Origin of the sequence: Spirosoma sordidisoli (assembly GCF_004138325.1) — a bacterium.
Lineage (GTDB): Bacteria > Bacteroidota > Bacteroidia > Cytophagales > Spirosomataceae > Spirosoma > Spirosoma sordidisoli.
In genome coordinates this window covers 347,203-368,590 of record NZ_SBLB01000006.1, presented here as the reverse complement: position 1 = coordinate 368,590, position 21,388 = coordinate 347,203, and the positions used below count along the sequence as shown (strand labels likewise).

At 57.0% G+C, this 21,388-nt stretch carries 16 protein-coding genes; 9 read left to right on the top strand and 7 right to left on the bottom strand.

Translation table 11 applies throughout. From position 1 onward, the window contains the following. Nucleotides 1-255 precede the first annotated feature (255 nt). From EQG79_RS21795 to EQG79_RS21780, 4 genes are all read left to right on the top strand, one after another. A complete protein-coding gene (locus EQG79_RS21795; protein WP_129603989.1) occupies nt 256-1,614 on the top strand; it encodes a DUF1800 domain-containing protein in 1,359 nt (452 codons plus the stop codon). Nucleotides 1,615-1,671: 57 nt separating this feature from the next. Then, nucleotides 1,672-3,213, top strand: coding sequence for a DUF1501 domain-containing protein (locus EQG79_RS21790; protein WP_129604335.1), 1,542 nt, complete (start codon nt 1,672-1,674; stop codon nt 3,211-3,213). Nucleotides 3,214-3,318: 105 nt separating this feature from the next. Further along, nucleotides 3,319-4,143: a nucleoside triphosphate pyrophosphohydrolase gene (mazG, locus tag EQG79_RS21785; RefSeq protein WP_077921368.1), complete on the top strand. Its 825-nt coding sequence runs from the start codon at nt 3,319-3,321 to the stop codon at nt 4,141-4,143. Further along, entirely contained in the window at nt 4,143-4,877 is a 735-nt protein-coding gene (locus tag EQG79_RS21780) for a metallophosphoesterase (RefSeq protein ID WP_077921367.1), read from the top strand. The genes mazG and EQG79_RS21780 overlap by 1 nt, the downstream gene beginning before the upstream one ends. A gap of 75 nt (nt 4,878-4,952) precedes the next feature. Here EQG79_RS21780 and guaB read toward each other — a convergent pair whose 3' ends face one another. Further along, nucleotides 4,953-6,425, bottom strand: a complete 1,473-nt coding sequence (gene guaB, locus EQG79_RS21775) for an IMP dehydrogenase (RefSeq protein ID WP_077921366.1) — start codon at nt 6,423-6,425, stop codon at nt 4,953-4,955. Between the two features lie 143 nt (nt 6,426-6,568). After that, on the bottom strand, nt 6,569-6,991 hold the full coding sequence (locus EQG79_RS21770; protein WP_077921365.1) for a DUF2141 domain-containing protein: 423 nt from the start codon (nt 6,989-6,991) through the stop codon (nt 6,569-6,571). A 40-nt stretch (nt 6,992-7,031) separates the two neighbouring features. On the opposite strand from EQG79_RS21770, the gene recJ reads away from it, so the two are divergent. Both recJ and lptB read left to right on the top strand, forming a co-directional pair. After that, nucleotides 7,032-8,783, top strand: coding sequence for a single-stranded-DNA-specific exonuclease RecJ (recJ, locus tag EQG79_RS21765; RefSeq protein ID WP_129603985.1), 1,752 nt, complete (start codon nt 7,032-7,034; stop codon nt 8,781-8,783). A 124-nt stretch (nt 8,784-8,907) separates the two neighbouring features. Then, nucleotides 8,908-9,639, top strand: a complete 732-nt coding sequence (gene lptB / locus EQG79_RS21760) for an LPS export ABC transporter ATP-binding protein (protein WP_077921363.1) — start codon at nt 8,908-8,910, stop codon at nt 9,637-9,639. A 15-nt stretch (nt 9,640-9,654) separates the two neighbouring features. Here the strand turns inward: lptB and EQG79_RS21755 are convergent, their stop codons facing one another. Then, nucleotides 9,655-12,120 (bottom strand): ABC transporter permease, encoded by a 2,466-nt coding sequence (locus EQG79_RS21755; protein ID WP_129603980.1) that lies wholly within the window; start codon nt 12,118-12,120, stop codon nt 9,655-9,657. Nucleotides 12,121-12,221: 101 nt separating this feature from the next. Between EQG79_RS21755 and EQG79_RS21750 the strand changes: the two genes are divergently transcribed. Together EQG79_RS21750 and EQG79_RS31225 are read left to right on the top strand one after the other, a co-directional pair. Then, complete coding sequence (locus tag EQG79_RS21750) at nt 12,222-13,424, top strand: alpha-L-fucosidase (RefSeq protein ID WP_206445606.1); 1,203 nt, start codon at nt 12,222-12,224, stop codon at nt 13,422-13,424. Next, on the top strand, nt 13,364-13,705 hold the full coding sequence (locus EQG79_RS31225; RefSeq protein ID WP_206445605.1) for a hypothetical protein: 342 nt from the start codon (nt 13,364-13,366) through the stop codon (nt 13,703-13,705). The genes EQG79_RS21750 and EQG79_RS31225 overlap by 61 nt, the downstream gene beginning before the upstream one ends. A 3-nt stretch (nt 13,706-13,708) precedes the next feature. On the opposite strand, the gene recO is transcribed toward EQG79_RS31225, so the two are convergent. Then, complete coding sequence (gene recO / locus EQG79_RS21745) at nt 13,709-14,401, bottom strand: DNA repair protein RecO (protein ID WP_077921360.1); 693 nt, start codon at nt 14,399-14,401, stop codon at nt 13,709-13,711. Nucleotides 14,402-14,535: 134 nt separating this feature from the next. Between recO and EQG79_RS21740 the strand changes: the two genes are divergently transcribed. Then, nucleotides 14,536-15,372, top strand: a complete 837-nt coding sequence (locus EQG79_RS21740; RefSeq protein ID WP_129603975.1) for a fumarylacetoacetate hydrolase family protein — start codon at nt 14,536-14,538, stop codon at nt 15,370-15,372. Here EQG79_RS21740 and EQG79_RS21735 read toward each other — a convergent pair. The 3 genes from EQG79_RS21735 to EQG79_RS21725 are packed head-to-tail and all read right to left on the bottom strand — an operon-like array spanning nt 15,369 to nt 21,387. Next, the gene (locus EQG79_RS21735) at nt 15,369-16,505 is read right to left on the bottom strand and encodes a 5-(carboxyamino)imidazole ribonucleotide synthase (RefSeq protein ID WP_129603970.1); all 1,137 of its coding nucleotides are present in this window, start codon (nt 16,503-16,505) and stop codon (nt 15,369-15,371) included. The genes EQG79_RS21740 and EQG79_RS21735 overlap by 4 nt on opposite strands. Before the next feature lie 30 nt (nt 16,506-16,535). Further along, nucleotides 16,536-20,648, bottom strand: a complete 4,113-nt coding sequence (locus EQG79_RS21730) for a nitric oxide synthase oxygenase (RefSeq protein ID WP_129603966.1) — start codon at nt 20,646-20,648, stop codon at nt 16,536-16,538. Nucleotides 20,649-20,694: 46 nt separating this feature from the next. Beyond that, complete coding sequence (locus tag EQG79_RS21725) at nt 20,695-21,387, bottom strand: LytR/AlgR family response regulator transcription factor (protein ID WP_077921356.1); 693 nt, start codon at nt 21,385-21,387, stop codon at nt 20,695-20,697. Nucleotide 21,388: the final 1 nt, after the last annotated feature.

The window sequence follows — 21,388 nt, the reverse complement described above, 5'->3', positions numbered from 1 at the left end:
TTTTTGATTTCCAACGATTTTTCAGGAAATCATTTGAACGGCCCTGACTGTACCGTAGTCGCTGGGAGGGAAGCAATCGGTACCACCGGGCCAGACGCCTGTCAGTATGATTATTTACCGATAAAATAAGTTGAAGCAAAGCAGTTTGGCTATATTTAAGTGGCTGACTGTTAATTAATTAACTTATTCGTTGAGTCGTTAACTGGATAGTCGATTAAGTTTATATATTGTTTGCTGACATAACACTCGTATATCATGCAGGTTTGGAACGCCGACTCAGCCCGCCATCTGCTGGCCCGTTGTCTGTTCGGTTACACCCGGGCCGATCTGGCCAAAGCACTGTCGTACCCATCGGCGGCCGACTTTGTGAGCCAGGAGCTTCTGGCCGATCGGCCGCAGCCTGCTCCTCCCGCCAGCTGGGTAACCGAGCGCCCGGTAGCCAACGATACCATGCGGAGCGTACGGTATACCGAACTGACCAGCTGGTGGCTGAATCGGATGCTGACCGAAGGCACCAGCCTGCGCGAAAAAATGGTGCTGTTCTGGCATAATCATTTTGTGTCGGACCGGGCCAAGGTAGATTATCCGCAGTACATGTACCAGCAGAATGCTTTGTTCCGGCAGCATGTGTTTGGCGATTTTCGCCAGTTTACGAAAGAGGTCAGCATCAACCCGGCCATGCTCATCTACCTGGATGGCCGGCAGAATAACAAAAACGCACCGAACGAAAACTACGCCCGCGAGCTGATGGAGCTGTTTACCATGGGCATCGGTAATTACACCGAAACGGATGTGAGGCAGGCAGCCCTGGCCCTGACGGGGTGGCGGGTCGATGGATTGACGGCCGTGTTCAGCAAAGCCAATTTTGCCGACGTCAGCAAAACCCTGCTGGGCCGAACCGGTAACTTCACCTATGCCGATGTGGTCGATATCATCCTGAGCAAAGATGTCGTTGCCGAATTCATCTGCCGGAAGCTGTACCGGGAGTTTGTGTACTACAAGCCCAATGAGTTGTTCGTTGGGCAAATGGCCGATGTGTTCCGGAAGGCCAGCTACAGCATCCGGGCTGTTTTGCAGTTCCTCTTTACCGCCGATGAGTTCTACCGGCCCGAGTACCGGGGTGCCAAAATCAAGAGTCCGACCGAGTTGATGATCGGCGCGCTGAAAGGCCTGGGCGTTGCCGCCCCGGATCTGGTTTATCTGGGCGACATGGGCCGGGTGCTGCAACAGTACCTGTTTTATCCGCCCGACGTAGCCGGATGGCCCGGTCAGCGCGACTGGATCAGTTCCAACACCTACCCGGCCCGGGGGGGCTATTCCGATTCGCTGATCAACGGCCGCAAGAGCAATGGACAAACCCTGCCGTTCAGGGTGAACCCGCTTGATTTTGCCCGTTCGTTCAGCAGCTCCGAGAATGCGCCCCTGTTTGTTAAAGACGTGCTTCGTGCGCTGCTGGCGGTCGACCCACCGGCCAGCCGGGAGAAACTACTGCTCGATACGCTGCTCGACGGTACGGTGGTTACCAACTGGTCGACCAACACGCCCAATGCCGACGCCCGCATTCAAAAATTTCTGAAAGCGCTGATGCGTCTTCCTGAATTTCAACTAACCTGATCGAGATACGCGCTTGACAAACGGATCTGGTATCACACCCAACTACTCTCTATGCTGATGAACCGTCATGATTTTCTTCGCCAGATGAGCCTGCTGATGGGCGGTGTCGCCGTTGGCGTACAGGGCATTCCGGTGCGGGCTTCGGCCTACAATCCGTGGCTGATCAACGGCTCCGCGCCCGCCGATACCATTCTGGTGCTGGTTCAGTTGCAGGGAGGAAACGACGGGCTTAACACGGTGGTACCGTTCGAAAACGATATCTATTACCAGAAACGGCCTGCCATTGCCATTGCAAAAAACAGTGTGCTGAAACTGACTGACCAGCTGGGCCTGAATCCGGCGCTGGCCGGTTTTCGGGAGCTGTACCATAATGCCCAGCTGACCATTGTTCAGAACGTAGGCTATGAGTCGCCCAATCGGTCCCATTTTCGATCGACGGATATCTGGTTGTCGGGGTCCGACGCCAATGTACAGGAAGAGGAGGGATGGGTAGGCCGCTATCTCCAGAAAAAGTTTCCGGCCTATCCGGTTACCCTGCCCCAGCAGCCAATGGCCATACAGCTCGGTTCCGTTGAGTCGATGCTGCTGCAAAGTAACGTTGGGTCAATGGGTACCGTTTTCGACAATCCGGATGCGTTTTATCAGCTCGTGAAGGGAACCAGCAACGATGCCGGTGCGCTTCAGAATACGCTGGCGGGCGACGAACTCCGGTTTCTGAACCAGGTGGCTGCCCAGTCGATCCGGTATTCGGACGTGATCAAGCAAAAAGCCGATGCGGGAAAAAACACCGTCACCTATCCCAATACGAATCTGGGTAAGCAGCTCGCTATTGTGGCCGATCTGATTTCGGGCGGGCTGACGACCCCCGTTTACCTGACCACGCTGAACGGGTTCGATACGCACGCCAACCAGGTTACGGCCGGTAACACAACCGCAGGCCTGCACGCCACCCTGCTTCAAACCGTATCCGACGCCATAACCGCGTTCCAGAAAGACCTGACCCGTCAGAATCTGGCCGATCGGGTTACCATTATGACGTTTTCGGAGTTTGGCCGCCGGTTAAACCAGAACGGTACTACCGGCACAGACCACGGTACCGCAGCTCCGTTGTTCGTGATCGGAAAAACCGTACGCGGAGGTATTATCGGAAGCGCGCCCAACCTGGGCGACCTGGACCCGAGTGGCGATATCCGGTTCAAAAACGACTTCAGGCAGGTGTATGCCAGCGTGTTGCAGGACCATTTGGGCGTCAGTGCCGATACCTCCCAACAGCTGCTGGGACGCTCGTTTGAGACGCTCCCGATCTTCCGTCAGACATCGGCCCTAGAGGTGACCACGGGTTCGTTTGCACTCGGACAAAATGCGCCGAACCCGTTTGTCGACACGACAGAAATTCAGTTTACGCTCAAAAAAGCCCAGTATGCCCGCCTGACGGTAGTTGACCTCCAGGGCCGCCCCCTCCAGGTTCTGCGCGACGGTTTTCACGATGCCGGCAATTACGTCGTGCCGCTGAATGGCACCGGGCTGGTAGCGGGATACTACCTCTACAGCCTGCACACCGACTCGGGTCAGGCCGTGATGCGCATGGTTAAGACATGAGCCGGGACTAAGTCAGCCGATCTGCTCGTATCTTTGTTGTTTGTCATGGCATTCGGGCGGGCCCGGTAACAGGGAGTCAGGATCGGGTGTCGGTTCATATACAACATGAAGCCATTTCACGAATTACCCCCGCGTCGTCAGGAGCAGCTGATGGCCTTCGATCGGTTGCTGACCATCATGGACGAACTGCGGGAGCAGTGCCCCTGGGACCGGAAACAGACGCTCGAAAGCCTGCGCCACCTAACCATCGAAGAAACCTACGAACTGTCAGACGCTATCCTGGAGAACGACCTCCCCGAGATACAGAAAGAACTGGGCGACATTCAGCTTCACCTGGTTTTCTACGCCCGAATTGCCTCCGAGCTGGGCCGGTTCGACATGGCCGACGTGCTGAACGGCATCTGCGAAAAACTCATTCGCCGGCATCCGCATATCTACCCCGATGCCGCTGGTGGTACAGTGGTGGCCGAAACCGAAGAGCAGGTAAAAGCCAACTGGGAGCAGCTTAAGCTCAAAGAGGGCAACAAATCGGTCCTGGGTGGCGTACCGGGGTCGCTGCCTGCGCTGGTAAAAGCCATGCGTATTCAGGAGAAAGCCCGCGGAGCCGGCTTTGACTGGGAAGAACGGCAGCAGGTCTGGGAAAAGGTAGAAGAAGAAATGCAGGAGTTTAAAGCCGAATTCAACGGCGATACCGGCGAGGCTATCGACAGCCAGCGGGCCGAAGGTGAATTTGGTGATCTGCTGTTTTCGCTGGTCAACTACGCCCGCTTTATCGATATAAATCCGGAGACCGCGCTGGAGCGTACAAACAAAAAATTCATTAAACGATTTCAGTACCTGGAAGAGCGCGCCCGCGCCAACGGTAAGGCGCTGGCCGACATGACCCTGGCCGAAATGGATGTTTACTGGAACGAAGCAAAAACCGTCTGATGCGTATTGCCTTTATTACTGACCCGCATATTGGTGCCGAGGGCGAAAAACCGATGGGTGTCGACGTTCGGCAGAACTTCTTGCAGGCCCTGGCTCATCTGGAACACATACGTCCAAACGGGCTGGTTATCGGAGGAGATATCTGCTACCAAGCCGGTGATCGGGAAACCTACACCTGGGTGAAAGAACTGCTCAGCGGCTTACCGTTTCCGCATTACGTCATTTCGGGTAACCATGACGACTCGGTGCTGATGGCGGAGGTATTTGGCCGGTCCAATTTTCTGACCGGATCTGAACTCTACTACGCGCTGCCGCTGGAAGGGCACCCGGCCCTGTTTCTGGATTCATCGAAAGGCCAGTTTTCGGCTAAGCAGTGGGCCTGGCTGCGGGAGTACCTGCTGGCCCTGCGTGATAACAACGTATTGGTATTCATGCATCACCCGCCCCTGCCCGCCGACGTGGCGTTCATGGACTCGCATCACCCATTTTTACAGACTGAGCAGTTTCTATCGCTGGTGCGTGAACTTCCCTGCCACGTTACGGTTGTTTGCGGCCATTATCATGTCGACAAAGTCGTACAGCGGGGTAACCTGCTGACGCTCCTATCGCCGTCTACCTATTACCAGATGAAGCAGGATAGCGACGATTTCGCCGTCGATCATTACCGCGTGGGCATTCGCGAGATCAACCTCGATAACCACGGCACCACCAGCACCGTACATTATATCGGCTAAAAAACCGGCCGCTGACGGGGCCGCGTCGTGCTTTTGCACAAAACGGTTCCGCCAGCGGCCGGGTAAAACAGGCGATTACCGCGACGAATAGTTCGGCGCTTCTTTCTGAATCTGGATATCGTGCGGATGGCTTTCGCGCGATCCTGCGGTTGTAATCTTCACGAATTTAGCCTGCTGGAGCGCCGGAATATCCTTGGCTCCGCAGTAGCCCATACCGGCTTTCAGGCCACCCACCATCTGGTAGATGATCTCGGCTACCTTGCCTTTGAACGGTACGCGGCCTACAATGCCTTCGGGTACGAGTTTCTTGATGTCGTCTTCGGCATCCTGGAAGTAGCGGTCCTTCGAGCCATCTTCCATGGCCTCTACCGACCCCATGCCCCGGTAGGTTTTGAACCGGCGTCCTTCGTAAAGTACTACCTCGCCGGGAGCCTCTTCGGTACCGGCCAGCAGCGAGCCGATCATAACCGTGCTGGCACCACCTGCCAGTGCCTTGGTGATGTCGCCCGAGAAACGGATACCCCCATCGGCAATGACCGGAACGCCCGTGCCCTGCAACGCCTTGGCCGATTCATAAACGGCCGTCAGCTGGGGCATACCAATACCGGCAATGATGCGGGTGGTGCAGATACTACCGGGCCCTACACCTACTTTAACGGCATCGGCCCCCGCGTCGGCCAGGGCTTTTGCCCCTTCGCCGGTTGCTACGTTGCCGGCAATGACTTCCAGGTTGGGGAACTGCAGCTTGATATTGCGTACGGCATCGAGCACACCTTTCGAGTGACCGTGGGCCGTATCGACGCTGATCACGTCGACGCCCGCCTTCACAAGCGCTTCGATGCGCCGGGTCAGGTCGGGGGTTACGCCAACGGCAGCGCCGACGCGCAGGCGTCCCAGACTGTCTTTGCAGGCGTTGGGGTGGCTTTTGCGCTTCAGGATGTCTTTGTAGGTAATGAGGCCAACGAGTTTGTAGTCTTCGTTGACGATGGGCAGTTTTTCGATTTTGTATTCCTGCAAAATGCTCTCGGCATCTTCGAGCGAGAGTCCGGCTTTGGCCGTGATCAGGTTCTGCCGCGTCATGATTTCGGTAACGGGCCGGGCCAGGTTACGCTGAAACCGCAGATCGCGGTTGGTCAGAATACCGACCAGTTTGCCCGCTTCGTCCACAACCGGTATGCCACCGATTTTGAACTCGCGCATGATCTTGTGGGCATCGGCCAGGGTGGCGCTTTCGGGCAGGGTAATCGGGTCGATGATCATACCGCTCTCGGAACGTTTTACCTTCCGAACCTGGTCGGCCTGGGCCTCCACGCTCATGTTTTTGTGGATGATGCCAATGCCGCCTTCCTGGGCCATTGCAATCGCCAGCGACGATTCAGTAACCGTGTCCATAGCCGCCGATATGAGCGGAATGTTGAGCTGGATGTTGCGGGTAAGCTGGGTGACGGTCGTCGTATCGCGCGGTAGAACCTCCGAATAGGCAGGTAAAAGCAGAACGTCGTCGTAGGTGAGAGCCTCGTAAAGAAACTTACTGGAGTCTAAGCTCATGGCAAATAAGCAGGTGGTGTTATTTGCCAGACAAAACTACGGATTTTTTCAATGTCCAGAGCCGTTTCGGGAAAAATTTGCAAAAATAGAACCAATAACCGGCTTTCGCGGGCTGTACGACACAACGCTACAAACGGGTTGGGTTATTCCAGGCGGATGCTGATGGCCTTGCCGCTCTCGTTGACGCTGAAGCGGCAGTCGCTGAATTTTGGGGCCGACATCACCGGCCGGAAATTATTACTGAAGCCATACGGTTCTTTGGGAATGCCGAATACCCGTTTGTCCATTTTGCCGTTGCCGTTCTCGTCGTGGTATACCGCCACCGCATAGTCGCCGGGCTCTACCGAAAAAGTGGCTTTTACGCTGTTGCCGGTCACGTCTAGTTTCCGGCCTTCCCTTGGATTACCTTCGGGAAATGTTTTGCCGGGCTCGAACAGGGCTATGTACACAGCGCCCTGCTTCTTGCGAATATTCTGAACATCAATCGTTAGACCTACTTTGGCGGGCGGGGATGCAGACTGAAAACCGGTAAAAAACAGGTTGATGAACGACAGCAAAAGAAGCATAGACACGAAGTTTCTCTAAAAACGGATTTATTTTGCATTTATGATAGCCCAGTCGACACCACCCGCCAAACGATGGATCCGGAAACCCTTTCCCGATGCTGTTCCACAACAGACTGCTATTGAGTCATTGACGGCGTCGTTGGGGGTTAGCCCGTTTCTGGCGGCTTTACTGGTGCAGCGGGGTGTGCATACCTACGAGGAGGCCCGGGCCTTTTTCAGGCCTGAAATTAATCACTTACACGATCCTTTTCTAATGCGCGATATGGATCGGGCCATCAGTCGTCTGGATCGGGCTATGAACCCGGAACGGCCGGAGAAAATTCTGGTCTATGGCGATTACGATGTAGATGGTACCACCTCGGTTGCGCTGGTCTACGGCTTTCTGAAACAGTACCATTCGGCCATCGACTACTACATTCCGGATCGCTACAAGGAAGGCTATGGCATTTCGCAGCAGGGCGTCGAATGGGCGGCCGAGAACGGATTTACGCTGATCATTGCGCTCGACTGTGGCATCAAATCGGTTGATCGGGTGGCTCAGGCTACGGCGCTGGGCGTCGATTTTATCATCTGTGATCACCACCGGCCGGGTAGCGAGATTCCCGCTGCGGCTGCCGTGCTCGATCCCAAGCGCGACGACTGCGCCTATCCCTACAAAGAACTGAGCGGCTGTGGCGTTGGCTTCAAACTGCTGCAGGCGTTTTGCCAGTGTCGCCAGATCCCGCTCACCGACCTGTTTCCGCATCTGGATCTGGTTGCTGTCAGCATCGCGTCAGATATCGTTCCCATTACGGGCGAGAACCGGGTGATGGCCTACTATGGGTTAAAATATCTTAACGCAACACCCCGAACCGGGCTGAAAGCGTTAATCAATATAGCGGGCTTCCGGGGCGAGCTGGATATTACGAACGTGGTGTTCGGCATTGGTCCGCGGATCAATGCCGCCGGACGTATCCAGCACGCCAAAGCGGCCGTACAGTTGCTACTGGCCGAAGATGACGAGGAAGCGGATGCGTTTGCGATGGCCATTAACAAACACAACAACGACCGAAGGCAGTTTGACAGCAGCATGACCGAGCAGGCCCTGGATATGATTCGGCGGAGCGAAGCGCTGACCAACGCCAAGAGTACCGTCCTGTTCGATGCCAGCTGGCATAAAGGCGTGATTGGTATTGTGGCGTCGCGGTGTATCGAGCATTTTCACCGCCCCACCATTATCCTGACGCGCTCCAACGATAAGGCGGCCGGTTCGGCCCGGTCGGTGCCGGGGTTCGATGTGTACGAAGCCATTGAAGAGTGCGCTGACCTGCTCGAACAGTTTGGGGGCCATACGTTTGCCGCCGGGATGACCATAGCCGAAGACAAAATTGACGCGTTTCGGCAGAAGTTTGAAGAAGTGGTGGCGCGTAAGATCAAAGAAGAGCATCTGACGCCCCTGATCGACATCGATCTGCCCATGGACTTCAGCGAAATCGACGCCAAGTTTGTTCGGATACTGAGACAGATGGGGCCGTTCGGGCCGCACAATATGCAGCCAACGTTCATGACCGAGGAGGTGCATCTGGCCAGCGAGCCGACGATCATGAAAGAGAAACACCTGAAAATTCAGGTGCGGCAGCGTACCACTCACCGGGCAAGCCAAACGCTGACAGCCGTCGGTTTCGGTATGGCCCACATGGCCGCGCACCTGCGGGCGGGTAGTCCGTTTTCGATCTGCTACCATGTTGAGCAGAACGTATATAACGGCAACATATCGACCCAGCTGATGCTGAAAGATATTCGGTGTTCGTGAGCTATGCCAGCATTACGACCGCCGGCAAGACAGAATGAAGTTGAACCACACTGGTTTCCCCCGAGGTGCCAGCCCACTTTAGGGAGCAAGCTACAGGCCGGCGTACTCCATACCGATTAAGTCAATGATTCTCAGAACCGAAAATTTAGTTAAAAAATACGGGGCGCGGTTTGTAAACAACAACGTGTCGTACCAGGTGGCCCAGGGTGAGATCGTCGGTCTGCTGGGACCCAACGGAGCCGGTAAAACAACGTCGTTCTACATGGCGGTAGGGCTGGTAAAACCCAACAGCGGCAAGGTCTTTATCGATGACATCGACGTAACGGACCTGCCCATGTACAAACGCGCCCGGCTCGGCCTGGGCTATCTGGCGCAGGAGGCTTCGGTATTCCGGGATCTGTCGGTCGAGGAAAACGTGCTGGCGGTGCTCGAAATGACCGACCTGCCTAAAAAACAGCAGCGCGACAAGGTAGAAGAGCTGCTGGACGAGTTCAGCCTGACGCACGTTCGGAAGAGTAAGGGTAAGGTGTTATCGGGTGGTGAGCGCCGGCGCACCGAAATTGCCCGCGCGCTGGCCGTTGACCCTAAGTTTATCCTGCTCGATGAGCCGTTTGCGGGCGTTGACCCCATTGCCGTCGAAGATATCCAGAGCATTGTGGCCAAGCTCAAGCACCGCAACATTGGCATTCTGATTACCGACCACAACGTAAACGAAACCCTGTCGATCACCGACCGGGCGTACCTACTGTTCGAAGGAAAAATCCTGAAACAAGGCTCGGCCGAAGAGCTGGCCAGCGATGAGCAGGTACGGCGGCTTTACCTGGGTCAGCACTTCGAGCTGAAGCGGAAGATATAGCCGCCGTCTGGGGGTTTATTCGTTACGCAGCGAGTTTACGGGGTTCTGCAGGGCGGCCCGGATCGTTTGAAAGCTGGCGGTCAGCAGGGCAATACCCAGGGCCAGTAGGCCCGTTGCGGCAAACAACCACCAGGGAATAGTGGCCTGATAGGCAAAATGCTGGAGCCAGCGGTTCATAGCGAACCAGGCCATCGGGCAGGCGATCAGGAACGCAGCCCCCATCCAGCGGATATAATCGCGGTTCAGCGTCAGCAGCACATCCGCCAAACTCGCTCCGATCACCTTTCGGATGCCGATTTCCTTGGTTCGGCGCTGCACCATCAGCAGGGTTAGCCCGAAGAGGCCCACCGCGGCTACCAGAATGGTAAGACCGGTCAGTATAGCCAGCACCTGGCTCAGGCTGCGTTCGGTTTTGTAGAGCGTATCCAGCTGAGAATCCAGAAACGAATACTCAAACGGGACACCGGGCAGCCGTTTCTCCCATACCTGACGGATAGCGGCCAGGTGCTGATCCGGATTGCCGGGCTTAACCCGGATGGACACGTACGAGCCGTTCTGATCGAGAAAAATAGCCATCGGCAGAATGGCTTTGTGCAGCGACTCGAAGTTGAAGTCTTTTACTACCCCGATGACCTCGTAGGTTTGCTCTTCCAGTTTAAGTACGTTCAGGTTTTTGGTGACGATCTGGGCATGAATGGGCGTTTTCAGCCCCAGCATCCGGACCGCCGTTTCGTTGAGAATCACCCGTTTGGGGCTGGCATCGTCGAACGTCTTGGCAAAGTCGCGCCCCTCCAGCAGGTTGATCGAAAAGGTCTTCAGGAAATCGTACCCTGCGGTGAAGTTATACAGGAGCTGATCGGCCGATTCGCCCTTGCGCCGGGCCGCGATGGGAAACGAGTAGCTGCCGCTGCCCGGATAGTCGGAGCAGACGCTGGCACTGCTGATACCCGGAAAACGGGACAGTTCCTGAATGAACACCTCCGACTGATCGCGTAGCTTGACAGAAGGGTCGGCCACCATGATCACATTGTCTTTCTGAAAACCAGCCGACTGTGAGCGCAGCAGATCCAGCTGCCGATAAACCACCAGAGCACAGATGGCCAGGGTGATGGAAATAGCAAACTGGGCGGTTACCAAAACCCCCTGAAAACTTACCGTGCCCGAGCGGGGGCTAACCTTCCCCTTCAGGGCCAGCGTGGTCGTAAACGTAGACAGGTAGTAAGCCGGATAAGCGCCACCCAACAGGGTTACCAGGCCAAAAATACCTCCCAGCAGGAGCCATGTGGTACCCTCACGCAGTGGGTTGGTTGGTAAAGAAGCGCCCAGCATCTCGGTAAACGGGTTCAGCAGCAGCACGATCAGCAGGGTGGCCAGCACCAGCGCCAACCCGCTCATCAAGGCCGACTCCGTAAAAAACTGGGCGCGCAGCTGCCCAACCGTCGATCCCAGTACCTTGCGCACACCGACCTCCCGCGAGCGCTCGATAGCCCCCGCCATGGTCAGGTTGGTGTAATTGATGCAGGCAATGAGCAGCATGAAAAAAGCGACCGCCATCAGCAACGTAACATTGTTCCGGTTCCCATTGGGCTCCAGCTCCCGGGCAAAGTTGGAGCCCAGGTGGATGTCGGTCAGCGGCTGTAGTTTGTAGTCCCAGTATTCGCCCCGCTTCCGGAGAGCATCGTAACTGACCCCGAAATTCACCTGTAGCTGCGGGTTCAGATGGGTGCGGATGAGCGAAGGCAGCTTGGCCTCCAGCGCTTTGGGATCGCTGCCGGGGCGTAGCAATACGTAGGTGTAATAGGTGTTGTCGACCCAGACGTTGGAGTTGCACCAGGGGTCGGTGACGTTAGACAGGATGAGGTCGTAGTGGAAATGCGAGTTGGCCGGCACGTTTTCGGTGATGCCCGTTACTTCGCAGTCGTATTTTTTGCCGAAGAAGGTAATGGACAGACTTTTACCCAGTGCTTTGCCCGAGCGGTAAACGGCTTCGCCAAAATACCGAATGGCCGTTTCTTCGGTGATGACCATTTTGAAGGGTACCGTCAGGGCTTTTCTGGCGTCGCCCTGGAGCATCCGGATGTTGAACAGATCGAAGAATGTGGAGTCGGCCTGATACAGTCGTTTCTCGTTGAAAGCCTTTGTTTCGTGGCCTGCCTGCTCGTAGCTAACCAGTTTGTTCGGGTAACTCCAGATGCGCGTGCTGGCCATAACCTCCGGAAAGTCGCGGGAGAGAACGCGCATCAGTGGGGGCGGAGCCATGGCATTGCTGAAATCCTTACCATTGACGCTGATTTCCGGATAAACGCGGTAGATCTGGTCGGCGTTGCTGAAATGCCGGTCGAAGCTGGTTTCGTGGTTGACCCACAAAAAAATAAGGGTCGTGGCCGCAATGGCTACCGACAGTCCGAACAGATTGATAAAAAAATGGCTCTTTCGCTGAGCGGTTCGTCGCCAGAAGAGTTTGAGAGACTGCCCATTCATGGGATGTACGGTTAGCGTTGGTCGGTCGGTTGTATCGCCCGTAAAAGGAGTATTAGTCAGTATTTCTAACCTTTTTATGACCAATCCTTATCTCTGTATTCATGCAATCGATTAACGCTGCGCACACGGCCTTTCTGCTGCTGATCAGTCTGCTTGTACGAACCGGGTCGCCCGTTCATGCCCAACCCTACCAACCCAACTGGGCGTCGCTCGACCAGCGGCCTATTCCCGACTGGTTCCGGAAAGCTAAGTTTGGCATCTTCATCCACTGGGGTACGTATTCCGTCCCGGCTTATGCGCCCGTTCGGCCTGACGGGTATTCCGAATGGTACTGGAGTAATCTGATGGAGACCGACCGGCACAGCCACAAGGAGGTGAAAGCGTTCCACACGAAGAATTACGGAGCCAGCTTCGACTACAAGGAGTTTGCTTCCCAGTTTCGGGCGGAGCTGTTCGAGCCGGATCACTGGGCCGAGGTGTTCAGGAAATCGGGCGCGCGGTACGTGGTGCTGACCAGCAAACACCACGAGGGCTTTACCCTCTGGCCCAGCGCCGAAGCCGATCGGTCGTGGGGGCGGCCCTGGAATGCGGTTTCGGTCGGGCCTAAGCGTGACTTGCTCGGCGATCTGAGCAATTCGGTTCGGAAGGCCGGGCTAAAAATGGGCATTTATTATTCGCTGTACGAATGGTACAACCCGGTATGGTTACAGGCCGACAAAAGCCGGTTTGTCAACGAACACTTGTTTCCGCAGTTTAAGGACGTGGTAACCCGCTACAAGCCGTCTATTATCTTCTCGGATGGCGAGTGGGACCTGACCGATACGCAGTGGCGAAGCCCCGACCTGCTGGCCTGGCTCTATAACGAATCGCCGGTGAAGGACGAAGTGGTGGTCAACGACCGCTGGGGCAAGAACACCCGGAAGGTGCATCGGAGCACGTACTTCACCTCCGAATACGGGTCAGGTATGGACGCCAGTGTGGTGTGGGAAGAGAACCGGGGTATGGGGCAGTCGTTCGGGTACAACCGGATGGAAACCGTTACCGATTACAAAAGCGGAGCCGACCTGGTGCTGATTCTGGCTGATATTGTATCGCGGGGCGGTAACCTGCTGCTCGACATCGGCCCTACCGCCGACGGGCGCATTCCTGACCTGATGGAAGACCGGCTGAGGCAGCTGGGGGCCTGGCTGGACCGGAACGGCGAAGCCATATTCGATGCAGAAGCCTGGACAGTGCCGCGTCAGTGGAGCGCCGGCAAGCGGCCCGACGTCAAGGAAGGGGGTACCAGACCAGCTACGACGTAAGCGAGCTGACCAAACCGCAGCCGGGCGGGAAAGCGCACATCAACGCTTTCTTTACCCGAAAAGCCAATACCCTCTATGCGATCGTGCCCCGCTACGTACCGCAGCTAACCCTTCTGGGGGTAACCCTGACCGAAACGTCGACCGTTACGCTGCTGGGCTCGGCCAAAAAACTGCCCTGGAAACGGGTGGGGGCCGACTTGAGCATCGACCTGTCGGGCCTGCAGCCGGGCGATGTGCTGGACGGAGCCGGTGTCGTAAAAATTACGGCTGTAAAACCCTGATCGCTAGCCAAGCACCTCGCGCAGAACGGGTAGCGATTTTACTTCGCCAACGGTGTCGATGTGAATCTGATAGTAGGCAACCAGCGCGTTGGCCAGCTCGTTTCGGGCCGTGCGGGTCAGCGAGATAGGCGTGCCGAAGGGTTTCCGAAGCATGGTGTTCAGCGCTTCCTCAACAGCCGCATCGGGTAAGAAGGGGTAGGAGTTCTCGCGCAGCTGGTCTTCGAACTCGCGCGCGCCTTCGGGACCGAAACCCAGGAAAAACGACAGTTTGAGCAGAAAGATCAGGTGGAAATTTTCGTAGTTGGACCGGGCTTCTTCCAGAAACAGGACCGAGTCGAGCAGAAACCGGAACAGCACTGGACTGCCGGCCTCTTCTTTCAGGACCTTGTTGAGCATTTCCGTAACGAAGAGCGCAATGGTCGATTTGGTCACCTCGAACGGCAGACTCTGAAACGGATGCAGCGTTTTCACCTCCGAAAGCCGATGCAGGTCGCGGTCGTTCTTGTAATACACGACCATATCCAGTAACGTGAGCGGCTGAAAGAGAGCAATGCGGTTATTTTTGCTCTTGGCCGACCGAACGCCGTTCACAATGTAGCTCTGCAAACCGAATTCTTCGGTATAAACGCGGGCGATGATCGACGTTTCGCGGTAGCGGATGTAGCTAAGGGCAATGCCCCGGGTTTTCTGCAGCATCAGGACTCAAAGAAAGGGAACCGTATACGTACTTAACAACGAATGCGGCAAAAAAAGCGGCCAACGTCAGTAATTCTACGCCCGCCTGGCATTTATTCACTGTACTACTTTCACGATCTAGTTTTAGCGTTCCTATGCATCTGTATAAAACCCGCTCCGGCATCGTGCTGAGCGATCAGCAGCAGTATTATCACCTCCCCATTACGGACTGGGACGAACTCGTCAACCAGGACGACCTCTATACCGTACTGCGTCAGTATACCACCCAGAACACGCCATCGGACGAGTACCAGCAGTGGGCCGAAACCGACCTGCTGGCTCCCATCGGACGGCAGGAGGTATGGGCCTCGGGCGTAACCTACCTGCGGAGCCGCGATGCCCGGATGGAAGAGTCGAAAAAGTCGGGGGGCGATAATTTCTACGACCGGGTCTACGACGCTGAGCGGCCCGAACTGTTTTTTAAATCTACGGCCGAGCGTGTTGTGGGGCCGGGCGACGCCGTCCGGATCCGGGCCGATTCGACCTGGAATGTGCCGGAGCCCGAACTAACCCTGTTCATGACCTCCTCGGGTGCGATTGTTGGCTATACCTGCGGTAACGACATGAGCTCGCGCAGCATCGAGGGCGAAAATCCGCTTTACCTGCCGCAGGCCAAAACCTACGACGGCAGCGCGGCTCTCGGGCCTTGTCTGTACGTGCCGGAATCGCCCATCGCGCCCGATTCGCAGATACAGCTGGACATTCTCCGGGCGGGTCAGCCTGTTTTCAGCAACCGTATTGCCATCAACCAGATGAAGCGTCAGCATAACGAACTGGTTTCGTTTCTGTTTCGGGAGTGCTCGTTTCCGAACGGCTGCTACCTCATGACCGGCACCGGTATCGTTCCGCCCGACGATTTTACCCTGGCCAGCCAGGATGAGGTTCGCATTACCATTGACGGAATCGGAACGCTGACCAACCGGGTAGCCTAGGTCACTACCCGGATTCCCGTTTTCACAGCCGATACTTTCTGGCGAAGGGTGTCCATGTCGGCGTCCATAACCGTGACGTGGCCCATCTTCCGGAACGGCTTGGTAATGGCTTTGCCGTAAAAGAAGGGGAACACCCCCGGCATGGTCAGCAGCGTTTCGAGTCCTTCGTAGCGCGCCGGGCCGGTATGCCCGTCTTCGCCCAGCAGGTTGAGCATGGCGGCTGGCTGGTAGGCATCGGTGTTACCCAGGGGGTAGTTCAGAATGGCCCGCCAGTGTTGTTCAAACTGCGAGGTTACGTTGGCCTGGATGGTATGATGACCGCTGTTGTGGGGCCGGGGCGCTACTTCGTTGATGAGTACGTTACCGGCTTTGTCGAGAAACAGCTCAACCGCCAGCAGCCCAACAATGCCAAACGCATCGGCCGTCTGGCGGGCTATGGCCTGCGCCTGCCGGTCTATATCGGTGGTAATTTCGGCGGGGGCGAAGAGGTACTCGACCAGGTTCAGCTCTGGATGAAAGACCATCTCTACCGTCGGGAACGTCTGCACGTCGCCCCGTTCATTACGGGCCACGATAACGGCCAGCTCTTTTTCGAAGTCGACTGCTTTTTCGAGTACGCCCGGCGCATCGAAGGCTTTGTCGGCGTCAGCTGCGGTAGCGATCCGCTGAACGCCCCGCCCGTCGTACCCGTCGCGGCCGAGTTTATGAAAGGCGGGCAGTAACGCCGGGTTCTGGCTGATCTGCCGGATGGCGTCAGCGCGGTTGTCGGTCAGGGTAAAGTCGGCCGTGGGCAGGTTATTGTCGCGGTAGAACTGTTTCTGAAGTCGTTTATCCTGAATGACGCGGATGACGGCGGGCTGCGGGTATACGCGCTTTCCTTCGCGTTCGAGGGCTTCGAGGGCGTCTACATTAACGCGTTCAATCTCAATCGTCAGCACATCGACTCCCTGACCGAACTGATACACGGTATCGTAGTCGGTCAGGGAGCCGGTGTTGAATTGAGTACATAAATGGCGGCAGGGTGCGTCGGCGTCGGGGTCGAGCACGTGCACACGCAGGTTCCAGTCAATGGCGGCTTGCAGGAGCATAAGGCCCAGCTGCCCTCCGCCCAGAATTCCGAGAGTCGGTGTCAAGAGCGTGAACGGATGAATGAGTGGGCAAAATTACCCGATTCGATCCATTAACCAGCGTTCTCCCTGCGTATACTTGGCGGCCTGCACTTCGGCCATCGACTGTTTGAAGTTGAGCAATACCCCCCAGACGTCCATGAAGAAGCGGTTTTCGTGCTGCATGGTCCTGAAAAACTCGACCGCTTCGGTAGCCGACAGGCCGCCATACGTGCGGGCCACATTCAGCAGAACGGCAAATACATCATCGGCCATCTTGGCGTCTCCGCAGACATAGTAGTGGCAATCGGGCTGCGATAGCACCTCCCATATAGCGGCTCCCTGCCGTCCCATCAAATCCTGTACGTAGATGCGGTCTTCGCCCAGTCGGGAAAAGGCAACGTCGAGGTGGGTCAGGATGCCTTCTTCGTGCCAGGTTTCCAGTTCCTGCTGGTAGAGGTAGTCGTTCAGGTTGCGGCAGCCGAAAAACAGGCGGGTTTCGCCCGGCCGGGCCGAGCTCCAGCCGGTTTTAGGCCGACCGTTCCGGGCTTTCAGCAGCGGGCTGCCGGGGTATTTGAGCGTAGCCGACGGCGCATCGGACAGGGTATGACCGCTGGCCGACTGCTGCGCCTGCCGGAGCATGCGGAGCTGTACTTCGCGGTGCTGCAGAAAACCAACCAGGGGCGACAGGCCCGTACCAGGTCCGACCATGAGCATCGGCGCCTGCGGATCGCGCGGGGGGCGGAAGTTGGAGGTGCGTACCGATAGTCTGACATGATCACCCGTGGTTAGCCGGGCCAGGTAGTTGGAACACAAACCTGGTCGGGTATAACCTTCGTCGGTGGTGATCTGCACAACCCCAACCGTAACGTGGATCTCGGTCGGGTACACCAGTGAGCAGGACGAAATCGAGTACAGGCGGGGGCGCTGGCGGGGTAGCAGCTCAATGAGCTGACCAAACGTGAGCGGTGCCGACGGAAACGCATCCAGCAAATCGCAGACGCTCATAAACGCGTCTGCCATGTGTTTTTTGAGGGCCTGCCCATCGGCGTCATACTCGTCGCGGTTCAGCAGTTCACTCCAGCTCGCCAGCATGGCGCGTTCGGCCGGGTTCTGGGCGGCCGCCAGCAAGGCATCGACAAGCTCGTCGTACGGTTCGCGGAGTGACAGATCGAGGTCTTTGATCAGCACGTCGCCTACCCGCACCGGAGCCGGGTACGTATGATCGCCCAGGACGTCGGCTCCTTCCGGGGTTGTCAGGGAGGTGTAAAAATAGGCGTCGGCGTCTACGTTGATCTGGCGGCAAATCCGCTCCACCAGTTCGGGTGGGTTGTGCGGGTAAATGACAACGTGGTCGCCGGTTTCGTAGGTAAGGCCGGTCTCTGAAATATCGAAGGCAATGAAACGGGTAGACCGGCTGCCTACAATCACCTCCTTAAGCAGTTCGCGGTTGGTGATGACGGGCACGTCGACGCCGGGGTGGCGATGGAGCCGCTTATCCGTCTCGGCGCTATCGACATGCTCCGCGTCAACGAACGACACCTGAAGTTTCCAGTCGGCCCGGCTAGTCTGCTCCTCGGTCGATCGGCTCGGATCTTCGCCCAGCAAGCGGGCTACCAGACCCAGCCATTGCCGGAAAGTAGCGGCCTGGCCGTTGATTTCATCGGCTTTGTGCAGGGCGGCTGCCCGGTTAGCACCCAGCCGGGCCAGCTGCTGGTCCAGCATGATGCCGGCAGCGCAGAAGTGCGGATAAACGGTATTGCCCAGAGCCAGTACCGCAAAATGAAGCTTGCTGAGGGCTCCATCGGGCAACTGTCTGATCTGGGTATAAAAGCGCTGGGCGTTGGCCGGTAGCTCTCCTTTTCGGAACGTGGATGAAATAATCAGCAGCCACTGTTCCTGAGGGAGTTGAGTCAGATCGTATTCGTCGAGCGCCATAACCCGCGGATGGTATCGACTCAGCCGGCGGGCGGTCTGGTGGGCATAGCTTTCAGACGTGCCGGTTTCCGATCCGTACAGAATGAGCAGCCGCTGCGCTACGGGTGTCGAGGCCATGACGTGATCATCAGCCATGACGTACTGATCGTCAATGACCGACCAGCGGTCGGCCGCGTAGTGGAAGCTGGGGTTCAGGTAGAAATCCCGCATTTCGTGGTGCCAGACGGGCGTAGTACTGCCGCCGGCCGACGGCACCACCCACGACCACTGGGCCGGGCACTCGCGCCCGGCTCGTTTTTCGCGCTGATCGTGGGTCATAAACTGGCGGGCGGCCGTCTGGTGATCGACCAGCGTAACCCGGGCTTTGGTGAAGGAATGCAGTACGGCTGCGTTCAGCTCCAGAAAGGCGCGGTCGTGCCAGAGCGCGCTGGAGGTGTCCAGGTTGAAGCTGCGGGCAATGGGTTCGGCCAGGTTGTAGCGGCCTTCTTCCCAGAGGTTGCGGGCAATTTCGGTTTCCATAAACCAGCCGTTGAACGGCACACAACCGTACTGTACGCCCCCGATGTCGAGCCGGAAATTGGTAATGGCCGGAACCGCACACCATTGCAGGTTGAGGGCATCAAACGCCGGGTACTGCGGGTGTTCGAGCGTTACCCGCAGCACATCGTCGGGTTGAAACGAATACAGACGCGGCTGCTGACCGGGTACGTCGATGACCAGCGGCAGATAATCGAAGGCTGTTTTGTCGGCCGGGGGAGTCCAGCCCTGCCGCACAATGGCCTGGGTGAGTTTCAGGTTGGCGGGGTCGCCCAGTATCGAGCCGTCGGGTTGCTCGTAAGCCGCAAACCGGACGTACTGGCTGTTCCAGATGCGCGGCCCCCAGCGTTCGGCGGGTTTTTTGGGGCGGAAAACGGTCATCACGGTCTGAATAATGCCGCCGTTGGTAGCCAGACGCATGTGTTCGACGCACTCGCGGAACATCGCGTCGGGGTCGTTCACGTGCCGCATATCCCGAACCAGCATGTTCCGCCACGAGATGCGCCCGATGCATTTGGTGGCGTTTCGCCAGGCCAGCTGCGCCCCGTACGACAGTTCGTCGTAGGTCTGCGTGTAGGTACCCGTTGCCCTGATTTCCCGTTCCACTTCGCCCCACCGCCGAATCCGGTCGGCCTGGGTCCACTCCAGCTCGGCGGCCAGCTGGTCAATAAACTCGCGGGCCGAGGCCAGTAGCCGCTGTACGCTGATCATGGGCTGCTGCAGCACATGGCTCACCCGGATGAGGAGCATCGACCAGGCCTGCTCCTGTTCGGCAGAGAAGTTGGGCAGATGCCGTTTCATAACCGCCAGCATGGGGGCCACCAGTTTAGGATAGGCCTCCGGCGGAATGCCGGCCCGCAGGTGGGTACGGCCCAGGTCGCGGAGCTCCGTCGCTACATCCCGGCCTGCTTCGAGCGAGCGCGTCAGAAACACCAGCGTATGCATCAGGTGTTCGGCCAGCCCGTCTACGTCGGTACGGCCGAAATAGGGCAGCAGATCGGGCTGGGTCTGAAACAGCTCCTGGTAAAACTCCGTACCGGTGGACAGTGCGTTGGCCGCCATAATCTCGCAGCTTTTCCGCATGACCTGTACCATGTCTGGCGTCAGCATGCTGGCATAGGCCCGATCGACGTCGAAAGCCGTGGGAAGTAAATGAAGCGAGAAAAAGCGGTAAAAAGCCGATTCGTTGCCCCGCGCTATGTTATCCCGGTCATAGTCTTCGAGGTGCGGTACCTGAGCAATGGTCCACATCCACACCCGGCGGGCGGAAATCCAGTGAACGGGGCGCATACCCAGGTCGGTCAGGAGCGCTATCTGCTGATCGATCGGCTGATGATGAGCCGGTTGAGACGGGTATACACCCCGGTAACTCTCGCGCAGGATACGCTCCGTTTGCGGGATCAGCTGCCGCACGCTCTGGTCGAACAGCTGCGCAAAATAACCCGGAACCAGATCGACCGAATCGCCCAGCCGATCGGCCAGGTCGGGGTTCTCGTGCAGGAGCCGTTCGAAGAACAGCTCGACAAGCATGTCCTGAAAAGCCAGGAATTTATTCCATACATCCTTAACAAGTACCTTTTCGGGAGCAGTCAGGAGCGGCATGGCCGCCAGCTCATCCTGAATGGCAGAGACCGTTGCCGGGGCAAGGTCAGGACCACGGGAGTGAGCCGGATCATGAACGGAGAAAGTATTCATCGTAAGTATATTGAGTTTAATGGAGTCGGCAGGCGTCGTTGATCAGTCATAACAGGTTCAGCCGGTTCATCAGTTCGGACTTGTTGGCCCGACTGATTGGAATTACCTTGTTTTGAATAACCAGCGTATTCTCTTCGATATCCACGATCTTGTCGAGGTGAACGATATACGATCGATGAACCCGCAGAAACTGTGGGCCCAGCTTCTCCTCGATATACTTCATGGTAGCGTACACAATATAGGTTTGTGTCGTGGTGAAGATCTTGACGTAGTCGCCCATATTCTCAATATAAGCGATGGTTTCGAACGGGAGCCGGATATAGCGCCCGTCGGTTTTGATGTAAATTTCCTGCCGATCCTGCGATACCGTTGGCCGATTACGCACACCCAGTTCCAGCGCCCGCTCCACGGCAATTTTAAACCGGGGCAGGGTAATTGGCTTCTTCAGGTAGTCGGTTACCTGATACTGGTACGCATCGTAGGCATACTCGGTCTTGCTGGTGGTGAGCACCACCAGCGGAATAGACGACAGCTGTTCGAGCAGTCCGAAGCCTGACAAATCCGGCATTTCAACATCGAGCCAGATCAGGTCAACGCTGTGTTCGGCCAGGTAATCCAGCGCTGGTGCTGCGCCGGCAAAGGTACCGACCACGCTCAGGGCCTCGTGCTGTTCGCACATGCGCTGCAACGCGTTCCGCGCCATCAGCTCGTCATCTACAATGATACATGTCAAGCTCATC

Bases quoted from the DNA above. Each gene is read 5' to 3' on its own strand.
- EQG79_RS21725 (WP_077921356.1), bottom strand. From the start codon at position 21,387: ATGAGCTTGACATGTATCATTGTAGATGACGAGCTGATGGCGCGGAAC.
- EQG79_RS21730 (WP_129603966.1), bottom strand. From the start codon at position 20,648: ATGAATACTTTCTCCGTTCATGATCCGGCTCACTCCCGTGGTCCTGAC.
- EQG79_RS21780 (WP_077921367.1), top strand. From the start codon at position 4,143: ATGCGTATTGCCTTTATTACTGACCCGCATATTGGTGCCGAGGGCGAA.
- EQG79_RS21790 (WP_129604335.1), top strand. From the start codon at position 1,672: ATGAACCGTCATGATTTTCTTCGCCAGATGAGCCTGCTGATGGGCGGT.
- EQG79_RS21795 (WP_129603989.1), top strand. From the start codon at position 256: ATGCAGGTTTGGAACGCCGACTCAGCCCGCCATCTGCTGGCCCGTTGT.
- EQG79_RS21750 (WP_206445606.1), top strand. From the start codon at position 12,222: ATGCAATCGATTAACGCTGCGCACACGGCCTTTCTGCTGCTGATCAGT.
- recJ (WP_129603985.1), top strand. From the start codon at position 7,032: ATGATAGCCCAGTCGACACCACCCGCCAAACGATGGATCCGGAAACCC.
- recO (WP_077921360.1), bottom strand. From the start codon at position 14,401: ATGCTGCAGAAAACCCGGGGCATTGCCCTTAGCTACATCCGCTACCGC.
- guaB (WP_077921366.1), bottom strand. From the start codon at position 6,425: ATGAGCTTAGACTCCAGTAAGTTTCTTTACGAGGCTCTCACCTACGAC.
- EQG79_RS21770 (WP_077921365.1), bottom strand. From the start codon at position 6,991: ATGCTTCTTTTGCTGTCGTTCATCAACCTGTTTTTTACCGGTTTTCAG.
- EQG79_RS21740 (WP_129603975.1), top strand. From the start codon at position 14,536: ATGCATCTGTATAAAACCCGCTCCGGCATCGTGCTGAGCGATCAGCAG.
- mazG (WP_077921368.1), top strand. From the start codon at position 3,319: ATGAAGCCATTTCACGAATTACCCCCGCGTCGTCAGGAGCAGCTGATG.
- lptB (WP_077921363.1), top strand. From the start codon at position 8,908: ATGATTCTCAGAACCGAAAATTTAGTTAAAAAATACGGGGCGCGGTTT.
- EQG79_RS21755 (WP_129603980.1), bottom strand. From the start codon at position 12,120: ATGAATGGGCAGTCTCTCAAACTCTTCTGGCGACGAACCGCTCAGCGA.